Source organism: Enterobacter sp. WP_7_1, assembly GCF_003688535.1.
GTDB classification, from domain to species: Bacteria; Pseudomonadota; Gammaproteobacteria; order Enterobacterales; family Enterobacteriaceae; genus Enterobacter; species Enterobacter asburiae.
Window position 1 is genome coordinate 25,869 of record NZ_REFK01000010.1, and the last position, 11,993, is coordinate 37,861.

9 protein-coding genes and 4 tRNA genes are annotated in these 11,993 nt (G+C 56.2%); 10 read left to right on the top strand and 3 right to left on the bottom strand.

The window, feature by feature from the left end; all coding sequences use genetic code 11:
* Positions 1-3: 3 nt before the first annotated feature.
* The 10 genes from rffA to BJ885_RS22845 all read left to right on the top strand — a co-directional run bounded on the left by rffA (position 4) and on the right by BJ885_RS22845 (position 7,699).
* Positions 4-1,134: a dTDP-4-amino-4,6-dideoxygalactose transaminase gene (rffA, locus tag BJ885_RS22800; protein ID WP_023309640.1), complete on the top strand. Its 1,131-nt coding sequence runs from the start codon at positions 4-6 to the stop codon at positions 1,132-1,134.
* 1 nt (position 1,135) lies between these two features.
* Complete coding sequence (gene wzxE, locus BJ885_RS22805; RefSeq protein ID WP_121930901.1) at positions 1,136-2,386, top strand: lipid III flippase WzxE; 1,251 nt, start codon at positions 1,136-1,138, stop codon at positions 2,384-2,386.
* Positions 2,383-3,462, top strand: coding sequence for a TDP-N-acetylfucosamine:lipid II N-acetylfucosaminyltransferase (locus BJ885_RS22810; protein ID WP_121930900.1), 1,080 nt, complete (start codon positions 2,383-2,385; stop codon positions 3,460-3,462). The genes wzxE and BJ885_RS22810 overlap by 4 nt, the downstream gene beginning before the upstream one ends.
* Positions 3,459-4,811 carry an ECA oligosaccharide polymerase gene (wzyE, locus tag BJ885_RS22815; protein ID WP_059347442.1) on the top strand — a complete coding sequence of 451 codons (1,353 nt, stop codon included), beginning with the start codon at positions 3,459-3,461 and terminating at the stop codon, positions 4,809-4,811. Before BJ885_RS22810 ends, wzyE begins: the two co-directional genes overlap by 4 nt.
* A 12-nt stretch (positions 4,812-4,823) precedes the next feature.
* Positions 4,824-5,564 carry a lipopolysaccharide N-acetylmannosaminouronosyltransferase gene (wecG, locus tag BJ885_RS22820; RefSeq protein ID WP_059347443.1) on the top strand — a complete coding sequence of 247 codons (741 nt, stop codon included), beginning with the start codon at positions 4,824-4,826 and terminating at the stop codon, positions 5,562-5,564.
* A 197-nt stretch (positions 5,565-5,761) separates the two neighbouring features.
* Positions 5,762-7,147, top strand: coding sequence for an amino acid permease (locus tag BJ885_RS23320; RefSeq protein ID WP_047646996.1), 1,386 nt, complete (start codon positions 5,762-5,764; stop codon positions 7,145-7,147).
* 102 nt (positions 7,148-7,249) lie between these two features.
* Positions 7,250-7,326: transfer RNA gene (locus tag BJ885_RS22830), tRNA-Arg, on the top strand.
* A 67-nt stretch (positions 7,327-7,393) separates the two neighbouring features.
* Positions 7,394-7,469: transfer RNA gene (locus BJ885_RS22835), tRNA-His, on the top strand.
* Between the two features lie 22 nt (positions 7,470-7,491).
* Positions 7,492-7,577: transfer RNA gene (locus BJ885_RS22840), tRNA-Leu, on the top strand.
* Positions 7,578-7,622: 45 nt separating this feature from the next.
* Positions 7,623-7,699: transfer RNA gene (locus BJ885_RS22845), tRNA-Pro, on the top strand.
* Positions 7,700-8,206: 507 nt separating this feature from the next.
* Here the strand turns inward: BJ885_RS22845 and BJ885_RS22850 are convergent.
* The 3 genes from BJ885_RS22850 to hemX form a co-directional block, all read right to left on the bottom strand.
* On the bottom strand, positions 8,207-9,418 hold the full coding sequence (locus BJ885_RS22850) for an MFS transporter (protein ID WP_121930899.1): 1,212 nt from the start codon (positions 9,416-9,418) through the stop codon (positions 8,207-8,209).
* Positions 9,419-9,590: 172 nt separating this feature from the next.
* A complete protein-coding gene (gene hemY / locus BJ885_RS22855) occupies positions 9,591-10,790 on the bottom strand; it encodes a protoheme IX biogenesis protein HemY (RefSeq protein WP_121930898.1) in 1,200 nt (399 codons plus the stop codon).
* A 2-nt stretch (positions 10,791-10,792) separates the two neighbouring features.
* Positions 10,793-11,989, bottom strand: coding sequence for a uroporphyrinogen-III C-methyltransferase (hemX, locus tag BJ885_RS22860; protein WP_121930897.1), 1,197 nt, complete (start codon positions 11,987-11,989; stop codon positions 10,793-10,795).
* Positions 11,990-11,993: the final 4 nt, after the last annotated feature.

Consider the following 11,993-nt stretch of genomic DNA (forward strand, 5'->3'; position numbering starts at 1 on the left):
AAGATGATTCCATTTAACGCACCACCCGTTGTCGGAACTGAACTTGACTATATGCAGTCTGCCATGGGCAGCGGCAAACTCTGTGGTGACGGCGGTTTTACCCGTCGCTGTCAGCAGTGGATGGAACAGCGTTTTCGCAGCGCCAAAGTGCTGCTGACCCCGTCCTGCACGGCATCGCTGGAAATGGCGGCACTGTTGCTGGATATCCAGCCCGGTGATGAAGTGATTATGCCGAGCTATACCTTCGTTTCCACCGCGAACGCCTTTGTCCTGCGCGGAGCGAAAATCGTCTTTGTGGATATCCGCCCGGATACCATGAACATTGATGAGACGCTGATTGAAGCGGCGATCACCGACAAAACGCGCGCGATCGTGCCGGTTCACTACGCGGGCGTGGCCTGTGAAATGGACACCATCATGGCCATCGCCAAAAAACATAATCTGTTCGTGGTGGAAGATGCCGCGCAGGGCGTGATGTCCACCTACAAGGGACGCGCGCTGGGCACTATCGGCCACATTGGCTGCTTTAGCTTCCACGAAACCAAAAACTACACGGCGGGCGGAGAAGGTGGCGCGACGCTGATTAACGACCGGGCTCTCGTGGAGCGGGCGGAAGTGATCCGCGAAAAAGGCACTAACCGCAGCCAGTTCTTCCGGGGTCAGGTAGATAAATACACCTGGCGCGATATCGGTTCCAGCTATCTGATGGCGGATCTGCAGGCGGCGTACCTGTGGGCGCAGCTGGAAGCGGCTGAACGTATCAACCTTCAGCGTCTTTCCCTGTGGCAAACGTATTACGATGCGCTTGAGCCGCTCGCCAAAGCCGGGCGTATTGAGCTGCCAACCATCCCGGCAGATTGCGTCCACAATGCGCATATGTTCTACATCAAGCTGCGCGATAACGACGACCGCAGCGAGCTCATCGCCTGGCTGAAAGAGGCCGAAATTATGGCGGTATTCCACTATATCCCGCTGCACTCCAGCCCGGCCGGCGAAGCGTTTGGCACGTTCGCGGGTGAAGATCGTTACACCACGAAAGAAAGTGAGCGTTTGCTTCGCCTGCCACTGTTCTACAACCTCGCGCCTGTTAACCAGCGTACGGTGATTAATACCCTTCTGAGTTATTTCGGCTGATATGTCTCTGGCAAAAGCATCGGTGTGGACCGCCGCGTCCACGCTTGTAAAAATTGGCGCCGGGCTACTGGTCGTCAAGCTGTTGGCCGTCTCATTTGGCCCCTCTGGCGTGGGGCTGGCGGGTAATTTCCGCCAGCTCGTTACCGTCCTTGGGGTGCTGGCCGGCGCCGGTATTTTCAACGGCGTTACCAAATACGTTGCGCAGTATCACGATGATGCGGCTCAGCTGCGCAGGGTGGTGGGCACCTCTTCGGCGATGGTCACGGGTTTTTCGACCCTGATGGCGGTTGTCTTTCTGCTTGCGGCGGCGCCCATCAGCCAGGGATTGTTCGGGCACACCCATTATCAGGGGCTGGTGCGTCTGGTCGCGTTGGTTCAGATGGGCATTGCCTGGGCAAACCTGCTGCTGGCGCTGATGAAAGGTTTTCGTGATGCCGCCGGGAACGCGCTTGCCTTAATCCTGGGCAGCGTCATCGGCGTGATTGCCTATTACTTCTGCTATCGCCTGGGCGGCTATGAAGGCGCGCTGCTGGGGCTTGCGCTGGTCCCGGCCCTGGTTGTTGTGCCTGCGGCATTTATGCTGATGCGTCGGGGCGTCATCCCTTTGAGCTACCTGAAACCGCAATGGGACACGATGCTTGCCAGCCAGCTGGGTAAATTTACCCTGATGGCGCTCATCACCTCCGTCACGCTGCCGGTGGCCTACGTGATGATGCGAAACCTGCTGGCGGCGCATTATAGCTGGGATGAAGTGGGGATCTGGCAGGGCGTAAGCAGTATTTCCGACGCCTATCTCCAGTTTATTACGGCTTCCTTTAGCGTTTACCTGCTGCCAACCTTATCGCGTCTGACGTCCAGACAGGATATTACCCGTGAGATTTTCCGATCGCTGCGCTTTGTGTTGCCGGCCGTCGCGGCGGCCAGCTTTACCGTCTGGTTACTGCGCGATGTCGCCATCTGGCTGCTGTTCTCGGCGAAGTTTACCGCCATGCGCGATCTCTTTGCCTGGCAGCTGGTGGGTGATGTGCTGAAAGTGGGTGCTTACGTTTTCGGCTATCTGGTGATTGCAAAAGCGTCCCTGCGGCTGTATATCCTGGCGGAAATTAGCCAGTTTGCGTTACTGACAGCATTTTCACACTGGCTGATACCCGTGCACGGTGCGCTGGGGGCGGCTCAGGCCTACATGGCAACCTATATCGTTTATTTCGCTGCCTGTTGCGGCGTATTTTTATTGTGGCGTAAACGCGCATGACTGCACTGATTCACATCCTGGGATCGGATATCCCACACCATAACCAGACCGTTTTGCGGTTCTTCAACGACGAGCTGGCATCGGGTAATCCTGATGCGCGTGAGTTTATGGTTGCAGGTCAGGATAAGGGCCTGAGCGAGGCGTTTCCGGCGCTGACGATTCGCTTCTGGCCGGATAAGGCCGCGCTGGCGAAGGCGGTTGTTGCCAAAGCCAAAGCGGACCGTAAGCAACGTTTCTTTTTCCACGGGCAGTTCAATACCGGCCTGTGGCTGGCACTGCTCAGCGGGGGGATTAAACCCTCCCAGTGCAGCTGGCATATCTGGGGAGCCGATCTCTACGAAGTCTCCCGCGGCTGGAAATTCCGTCTTTTCTATCCGCTGCGGCGCATGGCGCAGGGGCGCGTAGGCTGTGTGTTTGCCACCCGAGGCGATCTCAACTATTTTGCTAAACAGCACCCGAACGTGCGCGGAGAACTACTCTATTTCCCAACCCGCATGGATCCGGCGCTGAACGCCATGGCGAATGACGCGGTGCGTGAAGGCAAGCTGACGATCCTGGTGGGGAATTCCGGCGATCGCAGTAACGAACACGTCGCGGCGCTAAGGGCGGTGCATCAGCAGTTTGGCGATACGGTGAACGTGGTGGTGCCGATGGGCTATCCCGCCAACAACGACGCCTATATTGCTGACGTTCGCCAACAAGGGCTTGCGCTGTTTAGTGCAGAAAACCTGCACATCCTCAGCGATAAGCTGGAATTTGATGAGTATCTTGCGCTGCTGAGAAAATGCGATCTTGGCTATTTCATCTTCGCCCGACAGCAGGGAATCGGCACGCTGTGTCTGCTGATCCAGGCGGGTGTACCGTGCGTGCTCAACCGCGACAACCCGTTCTGGCAGGACATGGCCGAGCAGCATATTCCGGTGCTGTTTACCTCTGACACGCTGAATGTCGAGGTGGTACGGGAAGCCCAACGCCAGCTCACGCTGGTGGATAAGAATAGCATCGATTTTTTCAGCCCGAATTACCTCACGCCGTGGCACCGCGCGCTGCGTATCGCTTCAGGAGACAAAGCATGAGTCAGTTGCAATTCAGCGGCTTACTGGTTGTCTGGCTTCTGAGCACCCTATTTATCGCCACGCTTACCTGGTTTGAATTCCGCCGGGTGCGTTTCAACTTTAACGTTTTCTTCTCGTTACTGTTTCTGCTGACCTTCTTTTTCGGCTTCCCGCTGACCAGCATTCTGGTCTTCCGTTTTGACGTGAGCGTCGCGCCGCCGGAAATCCTGCTCCAGGCGCTTCTGGCGGCAACCTGCTTCTATGCCGTCTACTACGTCACCTATAAAACGCGTCTGCGTTCAGCGCAGGCTGCTGCCCCGCGCCGGCCGCTTTTTACCATGAATCGGGTGGAAACCCACCTGACGTGGGTGATGCTGATGACCATCGCCCTGGTCAGCGTCGGTATCTTCTTCATGCATAACGGCTTTCTGCTGTTTAAGCTCCACTCCTACAGCCAGATTTTTTCGGCCGAAGTCTCGGGCGTGGCGCTTAAGCGTTTCTTCTACTTCTTCATTCCGGCGATGCTGGTGGTCTTTTTCCTGCGCCAGGACAGCAAAGCGTGGCTGTTCTTTCTGGTCAGCACCGTCGCGTTTGGCATTCTGACCTACATGATTGTGGGCGGTACGCGCGCGAACATTATCATCGCCTTCGCCATCTTCCTGTTTATCGGCATCATCCGCGGCTGGATCTCGCTGTGGATGCTGGTTGCAGCAGGCGTGTTTGGCATTGTCGGGATGTTCTGGCTGGCGCTGAAACGCTACGGGATGAACGTGGCGGGCGATGAGGCGTTTTACACGTTCCTCTACCTGACGCGCGATACCTTCTCGCCGTGGGAAAACCTGGCATTGCTGCTGCAAAACTACGACAAGATTGATTTCCAGGGGCTGGCACCGATTGTTCGCGACTTCTACGTCTTTATCCCTTCCTGGCTATGGCCGGACCGGCCTGGCGTGGTGCTTAACACGGCAAATTACTTTACCTGGGAAGTGCTGAACAACCATTCCGGTCTGGCAATCTCGCCAACGCTGATTGGTTCCCTGGTGGTGATGGGAGGGGCGTGGTTCATTCTCCCCGGGGCGGTTGCCGTGGGGCTGATTATCAAGTGGTTCGACTGGCTTTACGTGCGTGGCAACGAAGAGACCAACCGCTATAAAGCCGCCATTTTGCACAGTTTCTGCTTTGGTGCCATTTTCAATATGATCGTTCTGGCGCGCGAAGGGCTGGACTCGTTCGTGTCGCGCGTGGTGTTTTTCATGGTCGTGTTCGGCCTCTGCCTGTTACTGGCCAAACTGTTGTACTGGCTGTTTGACAGCGCAGGACTCGTGCACAAGCGCGAGCGGCAGGGCAGCACAACGCTGTCGCAAGTCTGAGTAAGGATAGTAATGACTGATAAAATTTCTGCACCGCGCTATGCGCTACGTGGCCTGCAGCTTATTGGCTGGCGCGATATGCAGCACGCGCTGGACTTTCTGTTCGCCGACGGCCAGATGAAATCCGGTACGCTGGTGGCCATCAACGCGGAAAAAATGCTGGCGGTTGAGGATAATGCGGAAGTCAAAAGCCTGATTGAAGCGGCTGAATTTAAATACGCGGACGGGATCAGCGTGGTCCGCTCTATCCGTAAAAAGTATCCTGACGCTAATGTTTCCCGCGTGGCGGGGGCCGATCTCTGGGAGCAGCTTATGGCCCGCGCAGGTGCGCAGGGCACGCCCGTGTTCCTGATTGGCGGTAAGCCGGAGATACTGGCCCAGACGGAGGAGAAACTGCGTCGTCAATGGAATGTTAATATCGTCGGCAGCCAGGATGGTTACTTCAAACCGGAAGATCGACAGGCTCTGTTTGAGCGCGTTCGTGACAGCGGGGCGAAAATTGTCACCGTGGCGATGGGCTCCCCGCGCCAGGAGATCCTGATGCGTGACTGCCGTCTGGTCTGTCCTGATGCCCTCTACATGGGCGTCGGCGGCACGTACGACGTCTTTACCGGCCACGTTAAGCGTGCGCCAAAGATCTGGCAAAATCTGGGGCTGGAGTGGCTGTACCGCCTGCTATCGCAACCGACGCGCATTAAACGACAGATCCGTCTGCTTCGCTACCTCGCCTGGCATTACACCGGGAAAATGTAATCAAAATGTAGCGCGATATGCTATTCGCGCTGCAACTCGCCTGCAAAACTGCTGATAATCTGTGCAATGCATTCATTTTTTTAATGCATCGTTTGCCATTTGGCAGATTTTAGGAAACCATTCGCTCCGTATTTTAGTACCCCTAAAAAACAATACCCGGTATTAAGCCGGGAAACAGCAAACACAATCGAGGATCTATGGCAGAGAAACAACCGGAGCTACAGCGTGGGCTGGAAGCTCGTCATATTGAACTGATAGCGCTGGGCGGCACTATCGGCGTGGGCCTGTTTATGGGCTCCGCAAGCACGCTCAAATGGGCAGGCCCTTCCGTATTACTGGCGTATATTATCGCCGGGCTGTTTGTTTTCTTCATTATGCGTTCCATGGGCGAAATGCTCTTCCTGGAGCCGGTAACCGGCTCTTTCGCCGTTTACGCGCATCGCTATATGAGCCCCTTCTTCGGCTACCTGACGGCCTGGTCATACTGGTTTATGTGGATGGCGGTGGGCATCTCAGAGATCACCGCGATAGGGGTCTACGTCCAGTTTTGGTTCCCGGACATGGTCCAGTGGATACCCGCGCTCATTGCCGTGGGGCTGGTGGCGCTGGCAAACCTGGCAGCCGTGCGCCTTTACGGTGAAATTGAGTTCTGGTTCGCAATGATCAAAGTCACCACGATTATTGTGATGATTGTCGTTGGCCTGGGCGTGATTTTCTTCGGCTTTGGCAACGGTGGACACGCTATCGGCTTTGGCAACCTGACCGAAAACGGCGGCTTCTTTGCCGGCGGCTGGAAGGGCTTCCTGACGGCGCTGTGTATCGTTGTGGCCTCGTATCAGGGCGTGGAGCTGATCGGTATTACCGCCGGTGAAGCGAAAAACCCGCAGGTCACGCTGCGTAGCGCGGTGGGCAAAGTGCTGTGGCGTATCCTGATTTTCTATGTGGGTGCGATCTTCGTCATCGTGACCATCTTCCCATGGAACGAAATTGGCACGACGGGTAGCCCGTTTGTTTTAACCTTCGCCAAAATTGGTATCACGGCGGCGGCGGGTATCATCAACTTTGTGGTCCTGACGGCAGCGCTGTCAGGCTGTAACAGTGGGATGTACAGCTGCGGGCGTATGCTCTATGCGCTTTCGAAGAATAACCAGCTGCCTGCGGCGATGAGTAAAGTCTCACGTGCCGGCGTACCGGTGGCGGGTGTGGCGGTCTCCATTGCGATCCTGCTGATTGGTTCGTGTCTGAACTACATCATCCCGAATCCGCAACGCGTGTTCGTTTACGTTTATAGCGCCAGTGTGCTGCCGGGCATGGTGCCGTGGTTTGTTATCCTCATCAGCCAGCTGCGTTTCCGCCATGCGCATAAAAAAGCGATCGAAAGCCATCCGTTCCGCTCAATTCTGTTCCCCTATGCGAACTATTTGACGATGGCGTTCCTGATTTGCGTATTAATCGGCATGTACTTTAATGAAGATACCCGCATGTCGCTGTTTGTCGGGATGATCTTCCTGGCGGCTGTGACGGCCGCATATAAGCTTTTTGGCCTGGGTCGCCGCGGCACCACGCAGAAAGTGGAGGAATAAGCGGCAAAATGTGCAAACCATAACCAAACGCGCATTTTTTTCAAAAAAGCACTAGACAGCGGGGACGGAGGTACGTAATATCCAGCCCCGCAACGGCGCTAAGCGCCCGTAGCTCAGCTGGATAGAGCGCTGCCCTCCGGAGGCAGAGGTCTCAGGTTCGAATCCTGTCGGGCGCGCCATTTTAGTCCCGGCGCTAGAGCTGCGGTGGTCTGAGAAGTAGTCAGTACCGCGTGAAAGAATACAGTGGTGGCTATAGCTCAGTTGGTAGAGCCCTGGATTGTGATTCCAGTTGTCGTGGGTTCGAATCCCATTAGCCACCCCATTATTTGAAAGAGTTGTGAATTGCGAAGGTGGCGGAATTGGTAGACGCGCTAGCTTCAGGTGTTAGTGTCCTTTGGATGTGGGGGTTCGAGTCCCCCCCCTCGCACCACGACTTTTTAAATGAATTGAACTAAAAATTCAAAAAGCAGTACATCGGCGAGTAGCGCAGCTTGGTAGCGCAACTGGTTTGGGACCAGTGGGTCGGAGGTTCGAATCCTCTCTCGCCGACCAATTTTGAACCCCGCTTCGGCGGGGTTTTTTGTTTTCTGCGATTCTTCATCCCTGTCGTTATTCCCCAACCACGTCCTTTTTCATTGTCGCAATCCAGCGACATGCAACTCATTGAAAGTCATATAAAAAACCATTTATGGGTTTTGCCGTCTCCTCCTGGCGACATATTCCCGCCTTTTCCCGCTACGTTGTAGCGCTTAAGACGGCGCTTAGCAGCATAATTTCCTTTTATCTTAAAATGTTGCGTCATGTAAAAGTTCTGGGTGTTATGTTGGCACGTTACGTGCAATAATATGCGTGTAGATGCTCATTCCATCTCTTATGTTCGCCTTAGTGCCTCATAAACTCAGGAATGACGCAGAGCCATTTACGGTGCTTATCGTCCACTGACAGATGTCGCTTCGGCCTCATCAGACACCATGGACACAACGTTGAGTGAAGCACCAAATATGTTGTCTTACAGACCTGTTTTAACGCCTGCTTTTATAGCAGGCGTTTTTTTATGCCTTATTTCCTGTACCTGCGCACGATCAGGGCGACCATCAGCAGGGCCGATGCAGAGACAGCATAGAGCGCCTGTGCTGAGCCAAACCCTGAAGCCACCGCCGCTGCAATGCCGGTGAAAAGAGAGGCGCTGAGCGTTTGCCAGCGCCAGGCTTTACCGCTGGCAGAAGCGGTTTGCGTGAGAGGAAAACTACTGAGTACGCCAAACGTGCCCGCTGCGAAGAGAACATTCGAGGCCAGATGCGCGATAAAGATCATCCCCAGCGCACATACCGTCCACCCGGACAAAAACGGCAGCATGCCATAAGCGGCCAGAAAGATGCTCAGACAAACGATTATTCGCGGCGTGTGGGCCGCAAAGCGCATCAGGCTCTCTTTTTTTAGCAGCAGGGGGCCACAAAGCTGCCCCAGACTCCTCGCGAAAAGCAGGGGCAAAGCAAGGCCCGCCGCATCCTGAGGACGGAGCTGCTGGGCCAGTGCAGGAAGAAGCGCCATGGCCGGTGATCCGACGGCGGCCAGCGCCGGCAGGATGAGCAGGCTGCGTTTCTGCCGAACGGTCAACGCCTGCCAGCGTAATGTTGCAGAACCCCCCTTTTCCATAGTAGTGGGGCCTGGTGCCGGAGAAAACCGGCGTCCAGCCATCCATAGCAGTAACAGTGACCCGAAAAAGCTCAAGGCATCAATGGCCAGCAGGGTAAACACGGATGTCTTCTGAAACAGCACCACGCCGAGGCCGGTCCCTAACAACACCTGAGAAGCAAAAATCACATTTTCCAGACAGGTCGCAGCAGGCAGCTCTGCTTCGCTAAATCCGCGCTTAAAGAGCAATGTCAGCGCGGGCCAACTCATCCCGCTGAGCAGCGCTTCGGTGGATTGCACGGCGAGCAATGCGGCAACGCTGTGGTAACCCACGCCAAGCAGGGGAAAGAGCAGGGCGAGCAAGCCCAGCACCTCGGTCAGTATCAGCAGGGAGATCGGAGAACAGCGTGAGCACAGCTTTTCACCGATCGTGCTGCCGATGAATCCGGGTACCGTAGCGAAAAGAAAAGCGAGAGTCAGCAGAGCGGGCGGGGCTGACCATGCTAAGAGCAAACCGAAGACCACAACCTGGGTTAGACCATTCCCCAGCGAAGAAAAGATAAAAGCGCAGGCAAGCAGGCGCAGCCAGCGGTGGCAGCGCAGCGCCTGGATAAGCGCATACAAAAGCGAGTTCATTGAGATTTCCTTTCAAAAACGATTTAGTCCACGCTGCAAAATGTGCGCGTGTGTGAAAAAAGGTTAATGAAAAGACATCGTTACATTGGCGGATTCGTTTGCGGATGTGGGTGCAAAGAATGTAGCAGGAGAAAGGCGATAAAAAAAGGAGACCCGCTGGCCTCCTTTTTATTTACTGCTGCGTACCGTTATTTTGCAGCGTTAGCAGCAACCCATCACGACGCATGGCGGCTGCCTCTTCCGGCTTATGCTGCTTGTCCAGCGTATCGGCAAGCCACGCGTAGTCAAACGCGTCCGGACGCTGTTTCAGCGCCGCGCGGAAGGCGAGGCTCGCCTCCTGCCATTCTCCGTGCTTCATCAGCGACTGACCAAGCGTGCTCCACAGCAGCGGGCGGTCACCGACGGTTTTAATCTGATGACGCAGCACTTTTTCGATTTGCTCAGGATTATTGGTTTTCAGGCGCGGGATCACCATCACCAGACGATCGTCATACTGGCGCTTCAGGCCGTCGAGGAGGATCTCCTGAGCCGTGTCATGATCGTCACATTCAATAAGATGTTCCGCCATGGCGACCTGCAGAGGAACCTGCTGACGCGTCTTACGGCTCTGATTCTTCCACCACGTTTTCAGACCGTCGCTGCCCAGGTCGGCGCGCGCCTGATCCATCAGGCCAATCCATGCCAGACGCTGAAGCTCATCACGATGTTCATCGTCACCCACCTCGGCCTTCGCCATTGACGGAATGATGTCCAGCAGTGAACCCCAGGCGCCGGTACGAATATACGCCTGCTCGGCAAGACGCAGCACTTCCGGATGACGTGGCGCAACTTCCAGCAGGCGATCGATACCGTGACGCGCCGCGTGATTTTCATTGCGCGCCAGCTGCAGGCGAACGCGCGTGATTTCTACCGGAATCGGGTCGCCATGAGCCAGCTCTGCCGCCCGCTCCAGATGCTGATTGGCGCGGGCTTCGTCACCGCGCTGCTGCGCCGCTTCGGCAGCGAGCAGATAATTCACCACCGGCTGTTCGGCATGATCGGCGTTTTTCGACATCAGCTTTTCAACCTGCTGATAGTCACCCTCGGCAAGCTTAAGCAGCGCCTGTTCGGTCTGCTTACGGGCGCGGCGGCGCTTGCGGCCAACGAACCAGCCGCGCGTGTGGGCACCGGTGCGGAAAATGCGGCGCAGGATCCACTCGATCGCAAACAGCACCACCACGCCGAGGATCAGAATGATCGTCAGGCCGGTTACGCTGGTTTCAATGTTGTAGTTATCGGTCTGGATCAGGACGTAACCCTGATGACCCGCAAGCATAGGTCCCAGCACGATCCCGGCGATCAGCAGGATGAAGAGTAAGAGGACTTTAAGCATCATTACTCTCCTTGTGGTGCGCTTTCAGGCGCTGGAGCCGGAGCCGGAGCAGCTTCGCCCGACGGCTCTGCCGGCACGCCCGGTTGCGCCAGCAGGTTACGTACGCGCGTCTGCATCAGTTTCTCCAGAATCGGCTGGCTGGCCAGCTTATCCGGCACGTTCATGGTGATGTTCTGCTGGCTCAGCTTATCAATGTCTTCGAGGAAGGCGGTGGTCGTCGCATCATCGGTGTTGTAGTAGGCGCGTACCCACGTTGAAACGTTATCCAGCGCCTGTTTGTACGTCTCTTCCTGATGACGCGGCACGGCCTGAGCCGCTACCAGCAGGCGGGAACGGATGTTCTCGCGCAGATAGATATCCTGGTTCGGCGCCAGCAGCGGCACGGCGGTTTCGTCGCGACGGCGGATAGTGATGAAGCTGTCCATAAAGTTCTGCCAGCTTTTCTGCAGGTTTATGCGCCATTCGCTCAGGGAGCTGGAAAGCTCGGTACCGTCGGAATCCATCGGGGAGTCGTCGTCGTTGTTATCCGCCAGCTGCAGGTTATCAATCTGATTCGACAGCTGGTTCACCTTAAGGATAATGCCGTCGTAATCCACCTGCGAGACGGCGGAGAGGCTGGCGATGTCCTCGGTGATCGCGCGACGGGCCGTGATAAGGCTCGGGTCGTTCATGTCTGCCAGGCTCGCATCGGCGCTTTTCAGCAGCGCGGCGGCAGTGGTGACGTCCTGATCGCTCCAGAGCTTACGCCCGGCGAGCTTCACCAGGAAGTCAGCCTGCGAGAGCAGCCAGGTTTTGGCATCGGTACCGGAAATCGTGGCGACTTTCTGCTGCACGTCGCCCAGCTGTTTGGTCAGCTCTTCCTGTTTGCTGTTCGCCTCGGCAAGCGCGGCGGCCTGCTGCTTAATCACCGCTTCCAGCTCGGTTTTCTGCGTCTCCTGCGCTTTTTGCAGGGCGGTGAGCTGATTCACCAGCGCGTCGCTGGTGGACGTTTGATTAGCACCCTGTTGCTTCACCAGACCGTACAGGCCAACCCCTGCTGCCAGCGCAATGGCAATGGCAATCGCGCTCAGCGCGAGGCTCGTTTTGTTGCTGCCGTTTTTCTTCTCAGCGGTTTTCTCTGTCGTCTCTGGCTGTGGCGTCGTCTCCACAGTCTCCCTGGTCTCTTCAACCACGGCGGAGGATTTGTCGTGTTCCGTCATTATG

Coding starts and splice junctions, on each gene's coding strand:
- BJ885_RS23320 (WP_047646996.1), top strand. CDS start 5,762: ATGGCAGAGAAACAACCGGAGCTACAGCGTGGGCTGGAAGCTCGTCAT.
- wecG (WP_059347443.1), top strand. CDS start 4,824: ATGACTGATAAAATTTCTGCACCGCGCTATGCGCTACGTGGCCTGCAG.
- rffA (WP_023309640.1), top strand. CDS start 4: ATGATTCCATTTAACGCACCACCCGTTGTCGGAACTGAACTTGACTAT.
- hemY (WP_121930898.1), bottom strand. CDS start 10,790: ATGCTTAAAGTCCTCTTACTCTTCATCCTGCTGATCGCCGGGATCGTG.
- hemX (WP_121930897.1), bottom strand. CDS start 11,989: ATGACGGAACACGACAAATCCTCCGCCGTGGTTGAAGAGACCAGGGAG.
- wzyE (WP_059347442.1), top strand. CDS start 3,459: ATGAGTCAGTTGCAATTCAGCGGCTTACTGGTTGTCTGGCTTCTGAGC.
- BJ885_RS22810 (WP_121930900.1), top strand. CDS start 2,383: ATGACTGCACTGATTCACATCCTGGGATCGGATATCCCACACCATAAC.
- wzxE (WP_121930901.1), top strand. CDS start 1,136: ATGTCTCTGGCAAAAGCATCGGTGTGGACCGCCGCGTCCACGCTTGTA.
- BJ885_RS22850 (WP_121930899.1), bottom strand. CDS start 9,418: ATGAACTCGCTTTTGTATGCGCTTATCCAGGCGCTGCGCTGCCACCGC.